Origin of the sequence: Geodermatophilus sp. YIM 151500 (assembly GCF_025716945.1) — a bacterium.
Taxonomy (GTDB): Bacteria; Actinomycetota; Actinomycetes; order Mycobacteriales; family Geodermatophilaceae; genus YIM-151500.
The window spans coordinates 142-22,236 of sequence record NZ_JAOVZT010000018.1; the positions used below are offsets into that span (position 1 = coordinate 142).

15 protein-coding genes, 1 tRNA gene and 1 pseudogene are annotated in these 22,095 nt (G+C 76.1%); 3 read left to right on the plus strand and 14 right to left on the minus strand.

Going from position 1 to position 22,095, the window contains the following annotated elements:
* Positions 1-154 precede the first annotated feature (154 nt).
* From hpt to dacB, 4 genes are all read right to left on the minus strand, one after another.
* Positions 155-709, minus strand: a complete 555-nt coding sequence (hpt, locus tag OF117_RS20540) for a hypoxanthine phosphoribosyltransferase (RefSeq protein ID WP_411969472.1) — start codon at positions 707-709, stop codon at positions 155-157.
* Between the two features lie 68 nt (positions 710-777).
* On the minus strand, positions 778-1,809 hold the full coding sequence (gene tilS / locus OF117_RS20545; RefSeq protein WP_263554715.1) for a tRNA lysidine(34) synthetase TilS: 1,032 nt from the start codon (positions 1,807-1,809) through the stop codon (positions 778-780).
* A gap of 28 nt (positions 1,810-1,837) precedes the next feature.
* Positions 1,838-2,920: a zinc-dependent metalloprotease gene (locus OF117_RS20550; RefSeq protein ID WP_263554716.1), complete on the minus strand. Its 1,083-nt coding sequence runs from the start codon at positions 2,918-2,920 to the stop codon at positions 1,838-1,840.
* Positions 2,921-3,008: 88 nt separating this feature from the next.
* A complete protein-coding gene (gene dacB, locus OF117_RS20555; RefSeq protein ID WP_263554717.1) occupies positions 3,009-4,457 on the minus strand; it encodes a D-alanyl-D-alanine carboxypeptidase/D-alanyl-D-alanine-endopeptidase in 1,449 nt (482 codons plus the stop codon).
* Positions 4,458-4,515: 58 nt separating this feature from the next.
* Between dacB and OF117_RS20560 the strand changes: the two genes are divergently transcribed.
* A complete protein-coding gene (locus tag OF117_RS20560) occupies positions 4,516-5,010 on the plus strand; it encodes an inorganic diphosphatase (RefSeq protein ID WP_263554718.1) in 495 nt (164 codons plus the stop codon).
* 87 nt (positions 5,011-5,097) lie between these two features.
* On the opposite strand, the gene OF117_RS20565 is transcribed toward OF117_RS20560, so the two are convergent.
* The 4 genes from OF117_RS20565 to tmk all read right to left on the minus strand — a co-directional run bounded on the left by OF117_RS20565 (position 5,098) and on the right by tmk (position 9,568).
* Entirely contained in the window at positions 5,098-5,847 is a 750-nt protein-coding gene (locus OF117_RS20565; protein ID WP_263554719.1) for an SAM-dependent methyltransferase, read from the minus strand.
* Between the two features lie 34 nt (positions 5,848-5,881).
* Positions 5,882-5,954, minus strand: a tRNA-Thr gene (locus tag OF117_RS20570).
* A gap of 79 nt (positions 5,955-6,033) precedes the next feature.
* Positions 6,034-7,221 carry a DNA polymerase III subunit delta' gene (locus OF117_RS20575; protein ID WP_263554720.1) on the minus strand — a complete coding sequence of 396 codons (1,188 nt, stop codon included), beginning with the start codon at positions 7,219-7,221 and terminating at the stop codon, positions 6,034-6,036.
* Between the two features lie 34 nt (positions 7,222-7,255).
* Positions 7,256-9,568: a dTMP kinase gene (gene tmk / locus OF117_RS20580; RefSeq protein WP_263554721.1), complete on the minus strand. Its 2,313-nt coding sequence runs from the start codon at positions 9,566-9,568 to the stop codon at positions 7,256-7,258.
* 198 nt (positions 9,569-9,766) lie between these two features.
* Here tmk and OF117_RS20585 point away from each other — a divergent pair, with 198 nt between their 5' ends.
* Complete coding sequence (locus tag OF117_RS20585; RefSeq protein ID WP_263554722.1) at positions 9,767-10,630, plus strand: trans-aconitate 2-methyltransferase; 864 nt, start codon at positions 9,767-9,769, stop codon at positions 10,628-10,630.
* 95 nt (positions 10,631-10,725) lie between these two features.
* Here OF117_RS20585 and topA read toward each other — a convergent pair whose 3' ends face one another.
* The 4 genes from topA to OF117_RS20605 form a co-directional block, all read right to left on the minus strand.
* The gene (topA, locus tag OF117_RS20590) at positions 10,726-13,533 is read right to left on the minus strand and encodes a type I DNA topoisomerase (RefSeq protein WP_263554723.1); all 2,808 of its coding nucleotides are present in this window, start codon (positions 13,531-13,533) and stop codon (positions 10,726-10,728) included.
* A gap of 420 nt (positions 13,534-13,953) precedes the next feature.
* The gene (locus OF117_RS20595; RefSeq protein WP_263554724.1) at positions 13,954-15,429 is read right to left on the minus strand and encodes an alpha/beta hydrolase family protein; all 1,476 of its coding nucleotides are present in this window, start codon (positions 15,427-15,429) and stop codon (positions 13,954-13,956) included.
* Positions 15,426-15,749 (minus strand): hypothetical protein, encoded by a 324-nt coding sequence (locus OF117_RS20600; RefSeq protein WP_263554725.1) that lies wholly within the window; start codon positions 15,747-15,749, stop codon positions 15,426-15,428. The genes OF117_RS20595 and OF117_RS20600 overlap by 4 nt, the downstream gene beginning before the upstream one ends.
* Positions 15,750-15,917: 168 nt before the next feature.
* Positions 15,918-18,173 (minus strand): sodium-translocating pyrophosphatase, encoded by a 2,256-nt coding sequence (locus OF117_RS20605; RefSeq protein ID WP_263554726.1) that lies wholly within the window; start codon positions 18,171-18,173, stop codon positions 15,918-15,920.
* 640 nt (positions 18,174-18,813) lie between these two features.
* On the opposite strand from OF117_RS20605, the gene OF117_RS20610 reads away from it, so the two are divergent.
* Entirely contained in the window at positions 18,814-21,267 is a 2,454-nt protein-coding gene (locus OF117_RS20610) for a DEAD/DEAH box helicase (RefSeq protein WP_263554727.1), read from the plus strand.
* 129 nt (positions 21,268-21,396) lie between these two features.
* Here the strand turns inward: OF117_RS20610 and OF117_RS22305 are convergent.
* Together OF117_RS22305 and OF117_RS20615 are read right to left on the minus strand one after the other, a co-directional pair.
* A pseudogene (locus OF117_RS22305) lies at positions 21,397-21,765 on the minus strand (Rv3654c family TadE-like protein); the annotation flags it as partial.
* On the minus strand, positions 21,728-22,084 hold the full coding sequence (locus tag OF117_RS20615) for a TadE family type IV pilus minor pilin (protein WP_263554728.1): 357 nt from the start codon (positions 22,082-22,084) through the stop codon (positions 21,728-21,730). The gene OF117_RS20615 and the pseudogene OF117_RS22305, both read right to left, overlap by 38 nt.
* Positions 22,085-22,095 lie beyond the last annotated feature (11 nt).

Genomic DNA, 22,095 nt, shown 5'->3' on the forward strand with positions numbered 1-22,095 from the left:
GCGGGAACGGCTCAGCGCGGCCGGGGAACGGCACGTGGCCGCGGTCGACGAGACGAGCGGGGGCCCGGAGGGTCCCCCGAGGAGCGGCGGGAACGGCTCAGCGCGGCCGGGGAACGGCACGTGGCCGCGGTGTCGGCCGGAGGCCGACGATGTATTACGCGTAGACCTCGGGCTTCAGCGTCGCGATGTAGGGCAGGTCGCGGTAGCGCTCGGCGTAGTCGAGCCCGTAGCCGATGACGAACTCGTTGGGGATGTCGAAGCCGACGTACCGCACGGGCACCTCGACCTTGATCGCGTCGGGTTTGCGCAGCAGCGCGCACACCTCCAGCGACGCCGGCTGCCGGCTGCCGAGGTTCTTCAGCAGCCAGGAGAGGGTCAGCCCGGAGTCGATGATGTCCTCGAGCACCAGGACGTGCCGCCCGGCGATGTCGCGGTCGAGGTCCTTGAGGATGCGCACGACGCCGGAGGAGCTGGTCGACGAGCCGTACGAGGAGACGGCCATGAACTCCATCTGGGTCGGCAGCTCCAGTGCCCGCGCGAAATCGCTCATGAACAGCACCGCGCCCTTGAGCACGCCGACGAGCAGCACCTCGCGTCCGGCGTAGTCGGTGGCGATGGTGGCGGCAAGCTCACGGATCTTGTCCTGGATCTGCTGCTCGGTGAGCAGGACGTGGTCGATGTCGGGGCCGTAGCCGTGGTCGGGGCCCAGCGCCCCGGGCGTGGGTTCCCCGGCCGGGGCCCCGGGGACGATGCCCCCGCGGGCGGTGGCGGTCTCGGTCACGGAACGGGCTCCTCGCGGACGGCGGACGCTGGACCGGGCCGGCCGTCCCGAGCGGCCGGCCTGAGCACCAGCCTGCCAGACGCCCGGACGACCCGGACGCCGCCCGGTAGGTCCGCCGGCCCCTGCCCCCGCCACGCGACCACGAGGGCGTCGACGGCCCGCAGGTGCACCGCGTGCAGGTCGGGCACGCCGGCCGCGTGCAGCCAGCCGCGCAGCACGCGGCGGCGCAGCGCGGCGGGCAGGTCGACCAGCGGCGCGGCCGGCAGCCCTCCGTCGCCTGCCTCGCCGGCCAGCCGCGTCAACTGCGCACCGGCCAGTGCGTCCAGCGCGTCGAGGTCCTCGCGCAGCAGTTCCGCCGTCCGGGCCAGGGCCGGGGCCACCCCGCCACCGAGCACCTGCTCGAGCAACGGCAGCACCTCCGCGCGCAACCGGGCCCGGGTGTACGCGGGGTCGGCGTTCCAAGGGTCGTCCCAGACCGGCAGCCCCTGGTCGGCGCAGGCCCGGCGGGTCGTCGCCCGGCGGACGCCGAGCAGCGGCCGCCACCAGGTCACCGCGCCGTCATCCCGGAGCCGGACCATCCCGGCGACCGACCGCGGCCCCGAGCCGCGGCCGAGGCCGAGCAGCACGGTCTCGGCCTGGTCGTCGAGGGTGTGCCCGAGCGCGATGCGAGCGCCGTGCTCCCCGGCCGCCGCGGCGAGCGCGGCGTAGCGGGCCGTGCGGGCGGCCGCCTCCGGCCCGCCGGTCGACCCGACCTCGACCCGTCGCACCAGCACGGGCGACAGGTGCAGGCCGCGCATCAACTCCGCCGTCCGCTCGGCGCGTTCCGCGGAACCCGGCTGCAGGGCGTGGTCGACCGTGATACCGCCGACGGCGACGCCGGCGGCGCGGGCCTCGAAGGCCAGCGCGGCGGCCAGCGCCACGGAGTCCGCTCCACCGCTGCAGGCGACGAGGACCGGCCGGTCGCAGGCGCGGAGCCCGGGCCGCACCGCGGACCGCAGCACCGCCACCGCGCGCGGCGGTCCGACCACGGCCGTGCTCCGCCGGGGGACGTTCGGCTCAGGCGGTGATCGCCGGCCGGCCGTGCACCCGCTCGACCCAGCGCTGCGGCTCGGTGAGCTCCTCGATCCGCGGGAGGTTCTCCGGGCCGGCCCAGACCCGGTTGAAGCCCTCCATGCCCACGCTGTCGACGACACCGCCGACGAACTGCCGGCCGTCGGCGTACTGCTTCATCTTCTGCTCCAGGCCGAGCAGCCGGCGGAGCAGGCGGTCCAGCGGACCCTGGCCCTTGCGGCGCTGCGCGAAGCGCTTGCGCAGCGTGCGGACCGACGGGACGACGTCCGGGCCGACGCCGTCCATGACGTACTCGGCGTGCCCCTCGACCAGGCTCATCACGGCGGTCACCCGGTCGAGCACGGCACGCTGGCGCGGGTCGCGCACCAGCGCCATGAGCCCCTCGCTCTCGCCCTCGCCGCCGCGCACCGCGTCGGCGAGGCCGCGCACCACCTCCTGCAACCGCTCGCGGAGCACGTCGGGCGACAGGTCCGTGGCGGCCACGAAGTCGGCGATCTGCCCCTCGAGGTGCTGCTGCAACCACGGCACCGCGGTGAACTGCAACTGGTGGGTGACCTCGTGCAGGCACACCCAGAGCCGGAAGTCGGTCGGGTCGACGCCGAGCTTCCGCTCGGTCGCCACGACGTTGGGCGCGACCAGCAGCAGCCGGCCTCCGCTGCCGAACACCTCGTACTGCCCGAGCACCTTGGAGGCGAGGTAGGAGAGCACCAGCCCGGCCTGGGCACCCGTGGCGCGGGAGCCGATGGCGGTGGCCAGCGGACCGGGACGCCGGTCCTGCTTCTGCTGCAGCGCCTCGACCAGCGGGTCGAGCAGCGCGGCCATGCCACTGGTGTTGGCGTCGACCCAGCCGGGCCGGTCGACGACGACGACCTCCGGGACGGGCCCGCCGGGCGCGGGACGCATCCCGGTCAGCGCCTCGACATGACCGACTGCGGTGGCCGCGGCCTCGTGCAGCTCGCGGACGACGCCGGCCGCCTCCTCCCGGGTGGTCTCCGGGCCCGGGCTCATCAGCTTGCGGGCGGTGCGGCCGGCGAGGTCCCAGTCGACCATCGAGGCAGGGCTGGTCATCGCCTCACGGTACGCGGTGCGAGGACTCCGTCCTCCTCTGCTCGCACGCTCGCGGCGAGCGGGACCGGGCCTGCCCGGGTCGGGCCGTTCAGCGGCAGCCGCAGAGCGCGAGGCGGGCGGCTACCGCGTCCAGGGCGGCCTCGGCCGCCACCTCGCCTCCCGTGGCGGCGTCGGCGATCACCGCGAAGGCCAGCAGACGCCCGTCGACCGTCAGCACGGTGCCGGCCAGGGCGTGCACGCCGAGCAGGGTGCCGGTCTTGGCGCGCACGGCGCCCGGGGCGGTGGCCGGGTCGTCGTCCCCCCGGTCGAAGAGCGTGCCGTCGTAGCCGGCGACCGGCAGGCCGGACAGCACCGCCCCGGCGTCGTTGATGCTGCCGCCGGCGGCGCCGGCGACGATCCCGGTGAGCACCGCGGCGGGCACCCGGTCGTCGCGCGACAGGCCGCTGCCGTCGGCGAGCACGACGCCGGACACGTCGACGCCCGCGTCGGTCAGCGCCTCGGTGACGGCGTCCGCGGCCCCCTCGAAGCTGGCCGGCAGGTCGCGGGCGAGGGCGACCTGGCGGGCCAGCGACTCGGCGAGCATGTTGTCCGACAGCGCGAGCATCTGCTCGACCAGCCGGACGACGGGCGCCGACTGCACCGTGGCCAGCGTCCGCGTGCCTTCCGGCGCCTCGCCGAGCACGACCGTCGCGCCGGCGGCGCCGAGCGCGTCCGCGAGCGCGGCCCCGGCGTCCAGGCCGGGCTGCGCGCTGCGGGCCAGGGCCCCGGGAGCGACCCGGGCACCGTCGACCGCGGTGGCGGTGACCGGCGCGGCGTAGTTGGACGGCGAGTCGCCCGGGCCCCAGCCCGTCGCGGTCAGCGGCCCGGTGTAGAGCGAGCTGTCGACGACGACCCGGGTCACCTCGGTGCCGGCCGGCAGCGCCGCGACCACCTGGGTGGCCAGGTCGGCGACGGTCGGCGCGCCCGGATAGGTCTGCGACGGCGCCGTCCGCGACAGCGTCGGGTCGCCGCCGCCCACGAGGACGACCTCGCCCGGCGCGGCGCCCTCCACCACGGTGGTCGGGATGGTCGCGGCCGGGTCGAGCGTGGTCAGGGCCGCCACGGCGGTGAGCAGCTTGGCCGTGGAGGCCGGGCTGGCCGGGTCGGCGGCGTCGCGCGCGTACAGCTCGCCGCCGGTCGCGACGTCGACGACCGAGGCCGAGACGCCGCTTCCGAGGTCCGGCGCGTCGAGCAGCGGGTCGAGCGCCGCAGCCAGGGCGGCCGGCTCGGGCGCGGGCGCCTCTGCCGACAGCGCGGCGAGCACGGGATCGGCGGCGCCGATCTGCGGCAGCTGAGCCCCGGGGACGGCGACGGTCGCCTCGGCCGGCGCGTCGTCCTGCGTCGCCACGACGAGCCCCGCGATGCTGCCGCCGACGACGAGCAGGGCCGCCACGACGCCCATGGCCATCCGGCGGCGGAAGCGCCCGTAGTTGGCGGTGACGGTCGTCGTACCGGACGCCGTGCCCGTCGGCGGAGCCGTCGACGTGATGGTGCCCACCCCCCAGGAACGACCTCCGCCGGGGAGGGCGGGGCCACGGTGGGCCACACTACGTGCCGTGCAGTTCGACGTGACGATAGAAATCCCGAAGGGCCAGCGGAACAAGTACGAGCTGGACCACGCGACCGGACGCATCCGCCTCGACCGGATGCTCTTCACCTCCACCCGCTACCCGGCGGACTACGGCTACATCGAGCACACGCTCGGCATGGACGGCGACCCGCTCGACGCGCTGGTGCTGCTGGAGGAGCCGACGTTCCCGGGGTGCCTGATCACCTGCCGGGCCATCGGCATGTTCCGGATGACCGACGAGAAGGGCGGTGACGACAAGGTCCTCAGCGTGCCGGCCACCGACCCGCGGATGGCGCACCTGGTCGACATCAGCGATGTCTCGGAGTTCGACCGGCTGGAGATCCAGCACTTCTTCGAGACCTACAAGGACCTCGAGCCGGGCAAGTCGGTCGAGGGCGCCGAGTGGGTGGGCCGGGAGGACGCCGAGAAGGAGATCGTGGCCTCGCTCGGCCGGGCCAAGGACGCCCCCTCCGAGCACTGACCGCTGGCACCTGTCGGCACGTCGCACGACGGCGGCACCCCGGTCGGGTGCCGCCGTCGGCGTGTCCACGGCCAGCACCCACTCGCGTCAGCGGAGGCGGGTGTCGTGCAGCACGACGGTCAGGAAGCCGAGCTGCCCCCGGTAGCCGGTCAGCCACTCGTGGCGGTGGGCGCGGGCGGCGGCGAGCGCCGCGTCGCGGTCGTCCGGGCCGGCCTCGGTCAGCGCCCACTCGGTGAGCGCGCCGGTCCAGCTCCACTCGTAGTCGTCCCACTCCGCGGCCGAGCTCACGTGCCCGTGGCCGGGCTCGTAGCCGTGCTCCTGGACGGCGGCCACCAGCCCGGGCAGGTCGGGCAGCTCGCCGGGAACGGCGCCCAGGGCGTCCAGCGCCGCCGCCGTCGGCTCGCCGTCCCAGAAGCCGTCGCCGAGCAGCAGCCGCCCGCCGGGTGCCAGGTGGTCGCGGACGGCGTCGAGCGTCGCGGCCAGCCCGCCGAAGACGTGCGTGGCGCCGACGCACAGCACCGCGTCGAACCGCCCGCCCGCCCAGCCGGCGGCGTCGGCCTGCTCGAAGCGGACCCGCCCGGCCAGCCCGCGGTCGAGCGCGTCGCGACGCGCGACGGCCAGCGCGTGGGCGGAGCTGTCGACGCCGGTGCCGGTGGCGGGCGGCGCGGCACCGAGCGCCGCCAGCAGCCACTGGCCGGCACCGCAGCCCAGGTCGAGCACCCGGCCCCCGTCCGGCACGGCCAGCCGACCCGCGAGCTCGCGGAGCACCGCCTCGGAGACGGGCGCGGCGATCGGGTGGGAGCGGTGCGCGATGGCGCTGATCAGGTCGCGGTCCACGGCGGCATCGTGCCGAGGGTGGACGGGCCAGGGGAGCCGCCTGTCGGAATCGAACCGACGACCTTCTCATTACGAGTGAGATGCTCTACCGACTGAGCTAAGGCGGCGGGCGTGCGCGCCACAGCCTACGTCACCGGGTCCGCCGTCCGCGGTACCCCTGCCAGGTGTCGGAGGCCCGATGGTCCGTCAGGCGGGCAGGCGGAGCGCCACGGTCAGCGCCTCGACGGCGACCCGCGGCTTGACGTTCTGCTCCAGCGCCGTGCGGCAGGCCAGCAGCGCGTCGATCCGGCGCAGCGCCCCCTCCGCCCCGATGCGGCGGGCCAGCTCCTCCGCGTCGGCCCGCCGGTCGGGGTGGGCCAGCGGCGGGGCCTGGTCACCGGCCGCGTGCAGCACCAGCGCGTCGCGGTAGAGCGCGGCGAGGTCGACCAGGGCGCGGTCGAGGGAGTCGCGGGAGAGCCGGGTGGCCCGCGACTTCTGCTTCTTCTCCAGCTCCTTGAGCACGCCGGCGCCGCGGCTGGCCGCGGCCACCCCCGGGCCCCGGGCGCCCACCCCGAGGCTGGCCTTGACCGCCTCGGTCTCCGCCCCGTCCAGGGCGGCGGCCGCCGCGTCGGCCTCCTCCTGCGCGGCCGACACCAGGTCGTCGGCGGCGTCCAGGCAGGCGGCGAGGGACACCAGCGACAGCGGGATGTCGAGCACGGCCTTGCGCGCCAACCGTGCCGCTTCGTCGCGGGCCAGCCGCCGCGCCCGTCCGACGTGGCCGCCGGCGGCGCCGGCCGCCCACGCAGCCAGTGCTGGGTCGAAGCCGTCCCGGCGCACCAGGACGTCGGCGATCGCGTCGGCCGACGGCGTCCGCAGGGTGACCACCCGGCAGCGGGAGCGGACGGTGACCGGCACGTCGTCGGGGTGCAGGCTGGGCGCGCAGAGCAGGAACACGGTGCGCGCGGGGGGCTCCTCCAGCATCTTGAGCACGGTGTTGGCCGCCTGCTCGGTCATCCGGTCGGCGTCCTCGACCAACACCACCTGCCAGCGGCCCTGCGACGGCGCCCGGCCGGCGATGCGCACCAGCTCGCGCACCTCGGCCACCCCGATGGACAGCCCCTCCGGGACGACGGCCTGCACGTCGGCGTGGGTGCCGGCGAGCACGGTCCGGCACGAGTGGCAGGTGCCCCCGTCGGCGTGCCGGCCGGCCGTCGGGCACTGCAGCGCGGCGGCGAACGCGCGGGCGGCGACCGACCGCCCGGAGCCGGGCGGGCCGGTGAACAGCCAGGCGTGGGTCATCACCGCCGGGTCGGCGACGGCGGCGCGCAGCTCGGCGACCGCCGCGGGCTGGCCGACGACGTGGGCCCAGACGTCGTCCGCGGGGCCGGCCGTCACGGTGTCCCGCGGACGCGCCCGCGTCCGACCGGGCTCACGGGTGCAGCTGGGGGGTCGGGCCCGTCTGGGCGTGCGGGTGGTGCGGCACGACCGGCGACCGCGGGTCGAGCCCGCCGGCCGGCCGGTCGCCGTCCTCGGGCAGCGTGCGCAGGGTCTGCAGCGGCAGGCCGGTGAGCAGCTGGGCGACCCGCCTGCGGATCTCCGCAGCGATCTCGTCCGGCGTCTGCCGGGCGTCGACGACCAGGTAGCGGTCGGGGTCGGTCTCGGCCAGGGCGCGGAAGGTCCGCCGCACGCGCTGGTGGAAGTCCAGCGACTCCGACTCCATGCGGTCGGCCGCCGCCCGGCCCCGGGCGCGCGCCAGGCCCACCTCCGGCGGGAGGTCGAGCAGCACGGTGAGATCGGGCCGCAGCCCCTCCGTGGCCCACCGGGAGAGCGTGCGCACCTCCTCCAGCGGCATGGCGCGGCCGGCGCCCTGGTAGGCCAGCGAGCTGTCGACGAACCGGTCGGTGATCACGACCTCGCCGGCGTCGAGGGCGGGCCGCAGCACGTCGTGCACGTGCTGCGCACGGTCGGCGGCGTACAGCAGCGCCTCCGTGCGCGGCGACAGCCCGCCGTGCCCGCGATCGAGCACGATCGAGCGGATGCCGGCGCCGGACGGGGTGCCGCCCGGCTCGAAGGTCGCGCGGGCGACCAGGCCCTCCGCGGTGAGCCACTCCTGCAGCCGGCGCACCTGCGTCGACTTGCCCGCGCCCTCGCCGCCCTCGAAGGCGATGAACACGCCGCCGCCGGCCAGCCGGCGGCGGGCGGTGGTGTCGCGTCGCAGGGCGGTGACGATGTCGGCGACCAGGGGTACCGGCCGTCGGTCGTCCATCTGCCGGTACGCCAGGACGCCGACCCCCACGGCCACCAGCCCGGCGGCGAACAGCGCCAGCCGCTCGCCGGTGACCGTCTGGCTGCCGATGCCCAGGTCGAACGTCCGTCGGCCGAACAGGCCGACCGCGAACGGGGTGACCGCGAGGCTCAGGATGAGCGCCGCCCGCACGAGCGAGTGCACCAGCGCGAAGGTCCGGCCACGCACCGCGTCCTCGACCTCGGTGCCCAGCAGGGTGAAGCCGGCGAGGTAGGCGATGCCGGCGAAGAAGCCCATGAGGACGACGAGGCACAGCGCGATCCACAGCGCGATGCTCCAGACGAGCATGAGCACCGCGGCACCGGCGCCGACGATGGCGATGCCGAACATGCGCTGGCGGGGCAGATCGCGGGCGATGCCCGGGCCGATGCCGATACCGAGTCCCAGCCCGACGAAGACGGCCCCGAAGAGCAGGCCGTAGGCGGCCGCCCCGGCGTCCAGCGACCGGGCGAAGGCCTGCGCCGTCGCGATGACGGCACCGGCGGCGACGAACGCGCCGGCGATGCCGACGACCAGGCCGCGCACCAGCGGCGTGTTCCCTGCGAAGGAGAACCCGTTGCGCAGCGAGCCGAGGAAGCTCTCCTCCTCGGCCGCGGACACCGCGGCGCCCCGGCCGCTGATCGACGTCAGCCGCCAGATGATGCCCGCGGCGATGACGTAGGTGACCGAGTTGAGGTACAGCGCCAGGTCGATCTCGTCCAGCCCGGACACCGCCCCGCTCAGCGGCCCTCCGATGGCGGCCAGCACGGCGAACAGCACCCCGGCGGCCACCGGCGTGAGCCCGTAGGTGGTCACGAGCGACAGCTGGTTGGCCGGCTCCAGCTGGTCCTTGCGCAGCATGTTGGGGACGGCGGCGTCCTTGGCCGGCATGAAGAACAGCCCGACCGCCTCGATGAGGAACTGGGCGACCAGCAGCCAGCCGAGGTGGTCGACCAGCGGGATCGACGCGAACAGCAGGAACCGCACGACGTGCGTGACCACCATGGTCTTGCGCCGGTCGAAGCGGTCGGCGAAGGCGCCGGCCAACGGGCCCAGCAGCATCGCCGGCAGCAGCCGCAGCAGCAGCACGCCGCCGAGTGCGAAGTTCTCCGCGTAACCCTCGACCGTGGCGGTCGCCGTCGCGGTGATCGCCAGCAGGCCGAGCCAGTCACCGAAACTGGACAGGGTCGTGGAGTACCAGAGCCGGCGGAAGTCGCGCAGCCGCAGGACCGCCCGGAGCTTGGCGACCAGGCCCACGGCGCCGGGCACGTCCGGACGCTGCCCGGGCCCGTCCTCCCCGGGCTGGGCGCCCGGGCCGGACCGGCCGGCGTCCGCGGGGTCGAGGGCGACGAACGGCGGCGCCGCGTCGTCCGGGACCGGCGTCGCGGCCGACGGCAGCCCGGCCGGAGCGGGAACCGTCCCCTCGGCCGCACCACCCGCCTCGTCGGGCGGCGGCACCGCGGACGGCGGGTCGGACCTGATCGGGGCTCCCGGGGTCGAGGTGGTGGGCGGAGCTGGCCCTCGGCCGCCTCACGGTACCGGGCGGCAGTGACGGATCCAGCCTCGCCGACCCCGGACGAGGGAGGTCCGCGTCACTCCTGGGCCACTGCGTCACACCCGCCTTCCGGAGCACCGCCCCGGATAGGGTCGGCCGCGATGACGGGGACGGAGCGATCCACGGGCGGGCCGGGCAACGAGGGCGGGGACGCCGGCGTCGGTGGTGCCGGGGCGGGCGGGTCCGCGGCGTGGGACCCCGGCACCTACCTGCGCTACGCCGACGAGCGGGCCCGGCCCTTCGTCGAGCTGCTGGCCCGGGTGCGCGCTCGGACGCCGCGCACCGTGGTCGACGTGGGCTGCGGCGAGGGCGCGCTGACCGCAACCCTCGCCGACCGGTGGCCGCACGCCCGCGTCACGGGCATCGACTCCTCCCCCGAGATGCTGGCGGCCGCGGCCGCGCACGCCCGGCCGGACCGGGTGGTCTTCGAGCGGGGCGACGTCCGGGAGTGGCGGGCCGCCGAGCCGGTCGACGTCCTGGTGAGCAACGCCGTCCTGCACTGGGTGCCAGGCCATCCCGAGCTGCTCGTGCGCTGGGCCGGGGAGCTGGCGCCGGGCGGCGAGCTCGCCGTCCAGGTGCCGGGCAACTTCCGCGCACCCACCCACGCCCTGCTGGACGAGCTGTGCCGCGCGCCGCGGTGGGCGGCCCGGGTGGGCGACGTCGCGCCGCGGCCGGACGCCGTCCTCGACCCCACCGGTTACCTCGAGGTGCTCGAGGGCGCCGGGCTGGAGGCCGACGCCTGGGAGACGACCTACCTGCACGTGCTGCACGGCCCGGACCCGGTGCTGGGCTGGGTGCGCAGCACCGTCCTGCGGCCGGTGCTGGGCCGGCTCACGGACGACGAGGCCGACGACCTGGTGAAGGCCTACGCGGCGCTGCTGCGCGCCGCCTACCCGGAGCGGCCCGACGGCACCACCGTGCTGCCGTTCCGGCGCGTGTTCGCCGTCGGGCGCCGCCCGGCCTGACCGTCCGCGGCGCCGGCCCCGACCGCGCCCGCGGACCGGGGCCGGGCTCGGACCCGGGCCCGACGGGCCTCCGGGGCCGGGCGCAACGGCGACGGTCAGCCGGCTGCGGGTGCGGGAGCCCTCTTGGCGGTGCTCTTCTTGGCCGCCGCCTTCTTCTTGGTGGCCTTCTTCTTCGTGGCCGGGCCGCGGGCCCGACGGTCGGCGAGCAGCTCGGCCGCGCGCTCGATCGTGATCGTCTCGACGTCGTCACCCTTGCGGAGGCTGGCGTTGGTCTCACCGTCGGTCACGTAGGGACCGAACCTGCCCTCCCGCACCGTGACCTGCCCGCCGGTGGCCGGGTCGGGTCCGAGCTCCTTCAGCGGCGTGGCGGCCGCCCGGCGTCCTCGCTGCTTGGGCTGGGCGAACAGGGCCAGCGCCTCGTCGAGCGAGACGGTGAAGAGCGCGCTCTCGCTCTCCAGCGACCGGGAGTCGCCGCCCTTCTTCAGGTAGGGCCCGTAGCGGCCGTTGAGCGCCTGGACCTCCTCGCCGTCCGGAGCGGTACCGACGGTGCGCGGCAGGGTGAGCAGCCGCAAGGCGTCGTCGAGGGTGACCGTCTCGGGCGACATGGAGGAGAACAGGCTGGCCGTCCGCGGCGCCTCCTTGCTGCCCTCGGGCACCACGGTGGTCACGTAGGGGCCGTAGCGGCCCGCCTTGACGACGACGGGCAGCCCGGACTCCGGGTCGGCGCCCAGCTCCCGGTCGCCGGACGGCGCCGCGAGCAGCTCGGCCACCTTCTCCGTGGTCAGCTCGTCGGGAGCGAGGTCCTCGGGGAGGCTGACGCGCCCGCCCTCCTCGCCCCCGGCCTGCAGGTAGGGCCCGTAGCGCCCGACCCGGACGACGACCGGGCGCCCTTCCGGATCGGTGGCCCGCAGCGGGATGGAGTTGACACCGCGGGCGTCGATCTCCTCCAGCCGCTGGCCGACGACCTGCTTGAGCCCGCCCGAGGCGGCGATGCCGCCGGCGTGCCGGCCTGCCCCGCCGAAGTAGAACTCGGTGAGCCAGTCGACCCGGCGCAGGGCGCCGCTGGCGATCTCGTCGAGCTCGCCCTCCAGGGACGCGGTGAAGTCGTAGTCGACCAGCTGGGCGAAGTGCTGCTCCAGCAGGTTCACGACGGCGAAGGCGATGAAGGAGGGCACCAGGGCCGACCCCTTCTTCCACACGTAGCCGCGGTCCTGGATGGTCTGCATGATCGACGCGTAGGTCGACGGCCGGCCGATGCCCAGCTCCTCCAGGCGCGCGACCAGGCTCGGCTCGGTGTACCGGGCCGGGGGTGTGGTGCTGTGCCCCTTGGCCTCCAGCTCCCGGGTGTCGAGGTGCTGCCCGCGCTCGACCCGCGGCAGCCGGCGCTCGGCGTCGTCGGTGCCCTGGTCGTCGTCGCCGGTGGCCTCGTCGCGACTCTCGACGTAGGCCCGGAGGAAGCCCGGGAACGTGATGGTGCGCCCGCTGGCGGTGAACTCGACGGCCTCGTCGGTGGAGCTGCGCCCAGCAAGCCGGATGCTGACGGTCTGCCCGACGGCGTCGGCCATCTGGCTGGCCACGGTGCGCTGCCAGACCAGCTCGTACAGGCGGAACTCGTCGCGGGCGAGCTGCGCGGCCAGCTGACCGGGCGTCCGGAAGCTGTCGCCGGCGGGCCGGATCGCCTCGTGCGCCTCCTGCGCGCCCTTGGCCTTGCTCTTGTAGCGCCGGGCCTCGGCGGGCACGAAGGCGTCACCGTAGAGCTCGCGCGCCTGCTGCCGGGCCGCGTTGATCGCCTCGTCGGACAGGTGGGTCGAGTCGGTCCGCATGTAGGTGATGTGGCCGTTTTCGTACAGCCGCTGCGCCACCCGCATGACCTGGGCCGACGACCAACCGAGCTTCCGGCCGGCCTCCATCTGGAGGGTCGAGGTGGTGAAGGGCGCGTACGGACGCCGCCGGTAGGGCTTCTCGTCGACCCGGCTGACGGTCACCTGCCGGCCCTCCAGCCGGGCGGCCAGCCCGCGGGCGCCGGCCTCGTCGAGGTGCACGACGTCGCCGGTGACCCGGCCGGTGGTCGGGTCGAAGTCGCGGCCGGTCGCGACGCGGCTGTCGTCGACGCTGACCAACCGGGCGCGCAGGGTCGTCGGCTCCCCCTCGTCGACGCCGCTGGTCCGCTCGGTGACGGCGAAGGTGCCCTCGAGCGACCAGTAGTCGGCGGAGGTGAACGCCATCCGCTCCCGCTCCCGCTCGACGACGATGCGGGTGGCCACCGACTGCACCCGGCCGGCCGACAGCTTCGGCAGCACCTTCTTCCACAGCACGGGGCTGACCTCGTAGCCGTACAGCCGGTCGAGGATGCGCCGGGTCTCCTGGGCGTCGACCAGCGCGGTGTCGAGCTCGCGCGGGTTGGCCACGGCCCGCGCGATGGCCTCCGGGGTGATCTCGTGGAAGACCATGCGGCGCACGGGGACGCGCGGCTTCAGCGTGTCGACCAGGTGCCAGGCGATGGCCTCGCCCTCGCGGTCCTCATCGGTGGCGAGGTAGACCTCGCTGGCCTGCTTGACCAGCTGGCGGAGCCGGGTGACCTGCTGCTTGCGGTCGGGGCTGATCACGTAGAGCGGCTCGAAGGAGTTGTCCACGTCGACGCCGAGCCGGGCCCACGAGGCCCCCTTGTGCTCGGCGGGCACGTCGGCGGCGTTGCGGGGCAGGTCGCGGATGTGCCCGACGCTGGCCTCGACGACGTACCCGCTGCCGAGGTAGCCGGCGATCTTGCCGGCCTTGGTCGGCGACTCGACGATGACCAGCGGCCGGCCGCCGGACGCGGCGGACCTCCGGCGACCGGACGGGGTGCTCCCACCGGCGGCCGCGGGTGCGCTGGCGCTGCCGTTCTGCGTGGTCTTCGTGGGCACGGTGCTCCTGTCGGTGGTGCGGGACCGGCATTGTGCCGGGGTCGTGCGCGGTGCCGGGGTCGTGCGCGGTGCCGGATGCCGTCCGGCACCGGGCGTCCGGCACCAGCCGGTGCCGGCGCGCCCCGTGGCGCGTGCCGCTGGGTGGTGCGGCGGCGCCGGGGGGACGCTCCCGACCGGGAGGTCCGGTCGGAGGGCGGCCACGGCCGGCCGTGCACCGCCCGACGCCGGGCGGGACGACAGCGGGACGCCGTCGCGGTCTCCTTGGCGCGCCACGGTAAGGCACGGAGGCGACAAGAGCTCGCGTGGCAACCCATCGTGGGCGTGCCGTCACCCCCACCAACGTCGGCCGGCCCGCCCTGTTCCCGACGCGCCGGCTCCCGGTGGACGGCCGGGCTCGCCGGGCGGGCTCACCGGCCGGGCTCACCGGCCGGCCCCGGCCACGACCGCGCCGAGGGAGGCCAGCGTCGGGTGGTCGGCGTCGTAGTACTCGGTGTGGCCCGTGTCGATCCGGGTCGGCAGTACCTCGGAGCCGAAGCCGGGCGTCCACGTGGGGTCGCCGAACCATCCGCTCCAGGAGATCGGATCCGCCAGGGAGGCGGCGTCGTGGACGTCGCGCACCTCCAGCCCGGCCGCACCGCCGGGCTCCATGCCCGGGCTGCCCAGCAGCACGACGGCGTCAGCGGCGAGCCGACCGGCGGCGTCCGCCGCCTCGTCGACCACCACGGTGCCGTAGCTGTGCGCGAGCACCGTCGTGCGGGCGGGCGCCACCCCGGTCGCGGCGCGGGCCGCGGCCAGCCCGTCGAGCGCGCCGTCCAGGGCCGGGCCGCCCCGGCGGGCGGCCGAACGGAACAGCGGCGCGAGCAGGCCCTGCGGCGTGCGGTACCCCAGCCAGGCCACGGGGACGACCGCCAGGCCGGGGGCCGTCACCGCTGCCGCCGCACCCACCGCGGCGGCGTCGTCGAGCAGGCCGGTGAGGTCGTCCTCCGGGGTCGTCCAGATGCCGGGCACCAGCAGCGCGACCGCCTCGCCGGTGTCGAGGTCGCCGAGGGCGAGCGCGACGAGGCCGCGTTCCGGGTCGAACTGGTGCAGGTGCACCCGGCCGCCGTTCGCCTCGCGGCTGCGGATGGCCGCTCCCACCACGACGGCGGCCGCCCGCACGTCCCGGTCCGGCGAGCGGAGGGCCAGGTCCAGCAGCCGGCGGTTGGCGCGGTCCCGGGCCCAGCCGGGCAGTCCGTCGAGGGCTCCGAGCAGGCGCGGCTCGGCGGAGAGGACCGCCCGCTGCGCCCCGGCCGGCAGCCCCGTCCACCACCGGGCCACCTCGGCCGCCGTCGCCGTCAGGGATGGGAGGACCACCGGGCCGGCCGGGTGGATCTCGGCCGCGAGCTGCCCGTAGCCGGCAGGCGGGAAGCCGTCGCGGACGCCCACCGCGACCAGCGCGTCCGCCGCGTCGTCCGCTGCGCGGTCGGCGGCGGCGGCGTGGTCGAGCGCCTGCCGGGTCAGCTCCGCAGCCGCCGCCCCTGGTACGGCATCGAGGGCCGGAGCCGTCACCGCCTCCAGGGCGAGCGCCTCGGCCGCGAGCGGCGCCGCACGCCCCGCCGCCGCGACCAGCCGCTCGAAGCCCGCGAGCGAGGAGCACATGGCGGCGGTCACCGCGGTCGCCGCGTCGGACAGGCGCAGCACCGCACCGGCGGCGCCCGCGGCGGCGGGTCCCGACCACACCGGCGCGCTCTCCAGCGCCCGGCCGACCGCTTCGAGCCGGTAGCGCCATGCCGGGAGCCGCGACACCACGCCGTCCAACCGGCGCACGGCACCGGGCAGGACGGCGGCGTCCCAGGCCGCCACCTCCGCCAGGCGGGCCGGACCCGGGTCCCCGGCGGTCCCGGGCCGCGGCGTCATCGGGCCGGCGGCACGGAGCCGGACCGGACGGGGCGCAGCTCACTGACGAGCGCCGAGTCGAGCGCCCGGTACGCGCCGACGGCGGCGCGGAGGCCGCCGGACAGCGCGGTGGCCCGCTCGACGAGCGCGGCGGCGAGCGACGACCAGGCCGTCGCGGTCGCGCCGGCCTGCCAGCCGACGGGGCCGTCCAGCGCGGCGGCGAGCTGCGCCGCCGCCGACCGGCACTCGAGCACGTCCTCGTCCAGCTCGGCGGCCAGCGCGCCCAGTTCGTCGGCGAGCGCGTCGACGGCGTCCAGCTGGACGGAGATGGTCGAGGACACGGCGGCCTCCCGGCGTCGTCCGGTGGTCCTGGGGGACCGGAGGCGGCGGACGCTAGGCGGACCGGCGACGCCCGGGCACGCCGCCGTCCACAGCGGACGGCGGGGTCCACAGACCGCGCCGATCCTCCGGCCGGGACGCGTCGCGGCCGGAGGATCGGGCCGTGCGGATCAGGGAGCGCTGGTGGTCAGGGACTGCGGGCTGGTGGTGGACGCGTCGCCGACCACGACCGACCGACGCTTGGACACGACGACGGCGCCGACCACGATCGCCACCGCACCCAGCGCGATGAGCACGCGGACGGTGGTGTTGGCGCCGTCTCCGACCTGCAGGCTGACCACCGCCGGGGCGATGAGCAGCGCCACGAGGTTCATCACCTTGATCAGCGGGTTGATCGCCGGCCCGGCGGTGTCCTTGAAGGGGTCACCGACGGTGTCACCGATGACGGTGGCGGCATGGGCCTCGCTGCCCTTCCCGCCGTACGCGCCGTCCTCCACCATCTTCTTGGCGTTGTCCCAGGCGCCGCCGGAGTTGGCGAGGAAGACGGCCATGAGGGTGCCGGCGGCGATCGCGCCGATCAGGTAGGCCGCGAGGGGCCCGAAGCCCAGGCCGAAGCCGACCGCGACCGGGGCCAGCACGGCGAGCAGTCCGGGGGTGGCCAGCTCGCGCAGCGAGTCCTTGGTGCAGATGTCGACGACCTTGCTGTAGTCGGGCCGCTCGCTGAAGTCCATGATCCCGGGGCGCGTCCGGAACTGCTCCCGCACCTCGAAGACCACCCGGCCCGCCGCCCGGGAGACCGCGTTGATCGCCAGGCCGGAGAAGAGGAACACGACCGCCGCGCCGAGCACCGCGCCGACCACGTTGTTCGGCCGGACGAGGCTGAAGGCGTCGCCCAGCTCGAGGCCCTCGAGGGCGATGCGGACCTGCTCGTTGTAGGAGCCGAACAGCGCCGTGGCCGCGAGCACCGCCGTGGCGATGGCGATCCCCTTGGTGATCGCCTTGGTGGTGTTGCCGACGGCGTCGAGGTCGGTGAGGACGCGGGCACCGGTCTCGTCGATGTCGCCGGACATCTCCGCGATGCCCTGCGCGTTGTCGCTGACCGGACCGAAGGTGTCCATCGAGACGATGACGCCGGCGGTCGTGAGCAGGCCGGTCCCGGCCAGCGCGACCGCGTACAGCGCGGCGCCGCCGCCGATGAGGAAGGCCGCGTACACCGCCCCGCCGATGAGCACCGCCGCGTAGACGGCCGACTCCAGGCCCAGCGACATGCCGCTGAGGATCACGGTGGCCGGGCCGGTCAGCGAGCTGCGGCCGACGTCCTTGACCGGCTTGCGGCTGGTCTCGGTGAAGTAGCCGGTCAGCTGCTGGATGGCCGCTGCCAGGACGATGCCGACGAGCACGGAGACGAAGCCGAGCACCTGCGGGCTCACGGCGGTGTCGAAGCCGTCGGCGGTGCTCGGGAGCACGGTGAAGGCGGCCACGGCGACCAGCACGAGGGAGACCGCCGCGGAGGCGAAGAATCCCCGGTTGATGGGGGCCAGGCCGCTGCTGTCGGACTTGCCCGGGTTGCTGGCCAGGACGCCGACCACCGAGGCGAGGACGCCGATCGCCGCGACGACGAGCGGGAAGACCATGCCGATCGCCCCGAAGAAGACCTGCCCCAGGATCAACGCGGCGACCAGGGTGACCGCGTAGGACTCGAAGAGGTCGGCGGCCATCCCGGCGCAGTCGCCGACGTTGTCGCCCACGTTGTCGGCGATCGTGGCCGCGTTGCGGGGATCGTCCTCGGGGATGCCGGCCTCGACCTTGCCGACCAGGTCGGCGCCCACGTCGGCCGCCTTGGTGAAGATGCCGCCGCCGACGCGCATGAACATGGCCAGCAGCGCGCCACCGAAGCCGAAGCCTTCGAGGACCACCGGCGCGGTCTCGTTGAAGAACAGCACCGCGAGCGCGGCACCGAAGAGGCCGAGGCCGACGGTGATGGCTCCGCAGACGCCGCCGGTGCGGTAGGCGATGCGGAACGCGGGCCGGTAGCCACCGGTGCGCGCGGCGGCCGCGACGCGGACGTTGCCGCGCGTGGCCAGCGTCATGCCGATGAAACCCACGAGGGCGGAGAACAGGGCCCCGACGAGGAAGAACACCGCTCGGCCCACGCGGGTCTCCCAGCCGCCCTCGGCGACCGGCAGCAGCAGCAGGAGCAGGAAGACGATGACGGCGAACACCCCGAGCGTCTTGAACTGCCGCCGCAGGTACGCCGCCGCGCCCTCCTGGACCGCTCGAGAGATGTCCCGCATCGTCGTCGTGCCCTGGTCGGCAGCCAGGACGGCGCGGACCAGGTAGTAGGCGAAGCCGAGCGCGGCCAGGGAGATGACGAGGACGATCCAGACCAGGACCCAGTCCCCGCCGGACAGCGCGCTGTCGGGCATGTAGTTCCTCCAAGCGATCGGGAGCCGCCGGGAGGCACGAGTGCTCCCGGCTGGGCGGAGGTCGCCCGACGTGCGCGAGGTCTCCGCGGAGCCGGACGTCGCGGATTGTAAGCGAGATCACAACCCGTACAACCCTCGATCGCGCAGCGTCCTCACCAGGGAGGGCGGGGTAGGTGACCGGGTCCCGGCGCCGGACCGAGGAGCGCGCGCACGGGCCCGGCGGGGCGGGTCTCCGGCACCGCGTGGGTGCGTGACCGGCACGGGCGCCGCCGCGTCCGCGCAGGAGCTCCGCCGCGGCCGGACGGACGCACCGGTCCCGTCCGCCGGGCGTCCGCGCGCGGGCACCACCGGAGCCGGGCGGACGGACCGGTCCCGACCGGCGCGCGTCCGCGTGCACGAGCGCCGCCGCGGCCGGACGGACCGGGTCCCGACCGGCCTCCTCCGGTCGCGCCCTCCCTCGCCGAAGGCCGTCCGCCGCCGGTGCCGGCCACTGGCTCCGTCGGTACGGCGCGAGCGCGCCGCGCCGTGCGGTGATGGGGGGCGACCCCCTGACGGCGGGGCAGCGGCGGTGCTCGCCGTCCGCGCGCCCGCCCCCTCCCCGGCGCCCCCGCTCCGCGGCGAAAGGTGTGACAGTGGAGGGGTGACCACGCTCCACCCGGTCCGCTCGGCTCCCCCTCCCGGCGCGGACCTGGTTCTTCCCGGGGCGGACCTGCTGGCCGGATTGCTGGCCGGCACGGCCGAGGACGAACGACCCGTCACCCACGTGCACCGCGTGCCGGTGCGGCGCAGCAGCACCCGGCCGTGGCCGGACTGGGTGGACGCGACGCTGCGCGAGCGGCTCGCCGGGCGCGGCGTCGGCGCGCTGTGGCGCCACCAGGTGGAAGCCGCCGAGCACGCGCGCGCCGGCCGGTCGGTGGTGGTGGCCACCGGCACCGCGTCGGGCAAGACGCTGGCCTACCAGCTGCCCGCGCTCACCCGGCTGGCCGAGGACCCGCGGGCCTGCGTGCTGTACCTCGCGCCCACGAAGGCGCTGGCCCGCGACCAGCTCGCCTCGGTCGCCGCGCTCGCGGGTCCGTCGGTGCGCCCGGCGGCCTACGACGGCGACACCCCGGCCGAGGAGCGGGACTGGGTGCGCCGGCACAGCCGCTGGATCGTGACGAACCCCGACATGCTGCACCGCGGGATCCTGCCGGCCCACCAGAAGTGGTCGAGCACCCTGCGCCGCACGGCCTTCGTCGTCGTGGACGAGTGCCACGCCTACCGCGGCGTCTTCGGTTCGCACGTCGGCCACGTGCTGCGCCGGCTGCGCCGCATCTGCCGCCGGTACGGCGCCGACCCGGTGTTCCTGCTCGCCTCGGCCACCGTCGCCGACCCGGCCGCCGCGGCCTCCAGGCTGGTAGGAGCGCCGGTCGTGGCCGTGACCCAGGACGGCTCCCCCCGCCCCGGAGCCACCTTCGCCCTGTGGGAACCGCCGCTCACCGAGCGGACCGGCGAGCGAGGGGCGCCGCTGCGCCGGTCGGCCGCGGCGGACGCCGCGGGCCTGCTCGCCGACCTGGTCGAGCGAGGCGCCCGCACCCTGGCGTTCGTCCGGTCGCGGCGGAGCGCGGAGTCGGTCGCCGAGCAGGCCCGCCGGCTGCTGCGCGAGCGCGGTCACGACGACCTGGCCGGGCGGGTCGACTCCTACCGCGGCGGCTACCTGCCCGAGGAGCGCCGGGAACTGGAGCGGACGCTGTCGTCGGGCGAGCTGCGCGGCGTGGCCACGACCAACGCGCTGGAGCTCGGCATCGACATCGCCGGCCTGGACGCCGTCGTGCTGGCCGGCTACCCGGGCACCCTCGCCTCGCTGTGGCAGCAGGCCGGGCGGGCGGGGCGGGCCGAGCGCGAGTCGCTGGTCGTCTTCGTCGCCCGGGACGACCCGCTGGACCACTACCTCGCCCACCATCCGCATGCGGTCTTCGGCCGGCCGGTCGAGGCAACCGTCACCGATCCGGCCAACCCGTACGTGCTCGCCCCGCAGTTGTGCTGCGCGGCCGCGGAACTGCCGTTGCGGCCCGAGGACCTGGCCGATTTCGGCGGGGAGGTGGCCGAGCAGCTGCTCACCGAGCTCGTCGCGGCCGGACGGCTGCGTCGGCGACCGACCGGCTGGTACTGGGCTGGTCGGAGCCGACCCGAGGTCGACATCCGGGGCAGCGGCGGGGAGGCGGTGTCGATCATCGAGGGGGCGACCGGTCGCCTGCTGGGAACGGTCGACGGGGGCGCCGCACACGTGACCGTGCACCAGGGCGCGCTGTACGTGCACCGCGGCGAGACCTACGTCGTCGACGAGTACGACCTCGAGGGCGCGTGCGCCGTCGTGCACGCAGAGACCCCGGAGTGGACCACCGTGGCGCGGGACGTCACCGACCTCGGCGTCGTCACCACCGAGCGCAGCCGCCCGCTGGGCTCGGTGACCGCGCACACCGGCGTCGTCGACGTGACCACCCAGGTGGTCGCCTACCAGCGCCGCCGGTGGGTGACCGGTGAGGTCCTCGCGGAGTTCCCGCTGGACCTGCCGCCCCGGCAGCTGCGCACCCGCGCCGTGTGGCTCACCCTCGACGAGCAGGCGGTCGCCCGGGCCGAGGTCGACGAGGCGGCGCTGCCCGGCGCGCTGCACGCCGCCGAGCACGCGGCCATCGGCCTCCTGCCGCTGCTGGCCACTTGCGACCGCTGGGATCTCGGTGGCCTGTCGACCGCGCTGCACCCGGACACCGGAGCGGCGACGATCTTCGTCTACGACGGGCACCCCGGTGGCGCCGGCTTCTCCGAGCGGGGTTACGCCGCCCTGCGGGGTTGGCTGCAGGCCACCCGGGCGACCGTGGCGAGCTGCGAGTGCGAGTCGGGCTGCCCCTCCTGCGTCCAGTCGCCCAAGTGCGGCAACGGCAACGAGCCGCTGGACAAGGCGGCCGCCGTGCGGGTGCTCGACGTCGTGCTCGACGAGCTCGCCGCCGCCGAGGAGGCGGCGACCGGGTCGGCTGCGGGCGGTCGACGGTCGGCGCCCGCGCGCGACGCGTCCGGTGGACCGGACGACGGAGCCGAGGACGACCTCGTCTTCTAGCGCTGCACCCTCCAGCGCTGCACCCTCCACCGCTGCGCCGTCCAGCACCGCGTCCCGACCGGCGGGTCGTCCGGTCCCCGCCGGTGGCGCCGGGGACGCCGCCGGCGCGCTCGTCACCGGGCCGGCGCGGGCGCGGGCGATCGCCGTCCGGTGGCCGAGCTCGCCGAGCCGTACGGCTACCTCCACCCGGACGTCCACGAAGCCCCCGGGGGTGGCCGCGCACCGCGTCAGCCGGGCCCCGTTGGCCTCCGCGACCAGCCGCGCGCGGGCGCAGGCCTCCGGATCGGCCCGCACCGCGGCGCCCGCTGCGGCAAGGGCGGCGAGGTCCGCGGCCGCGGAGGCGCGGTGGCGGGCGACGACCGCGGCCCCCACGACCAGGCCGGCCGCGCCGACCAGGGCCAGCAGTCCGGTGAGGACGACGGTCCACACGGTCGCCGACCCCCGCTCGCCGCGCCGGGGGTCATCCGCCCGGCCCGGCCGCACCCGGACCGCCCACACCCGGTTCCACGGCCGCCGTCGCGCTGGCCGTGACGGTCGTGCTCAGGGGCACGGGTCCGAGCGGCGTGACCCGCGCGCTCACCGTGACCACCACGAGGTTGCCGTCGTGGACCGTCGTCACCCCGGCACCGTCGGGGGCCGTGGCCGTGACGATCCTGCGGACCTCCGCGGCGGCGCTGCCGCGCGCGGCGGCCCGCGCCCCCTCGCGCGCGGCGTCGACGCAGCGCAGTTGCGCGCCCACCACGGCCAGCGCGGCCACCGCACCGGCGAGGACCAGCAGGAGGACGGGCAGCACCACCGCGGTCTCCGCCGTCACCATGCCCGCCTCCC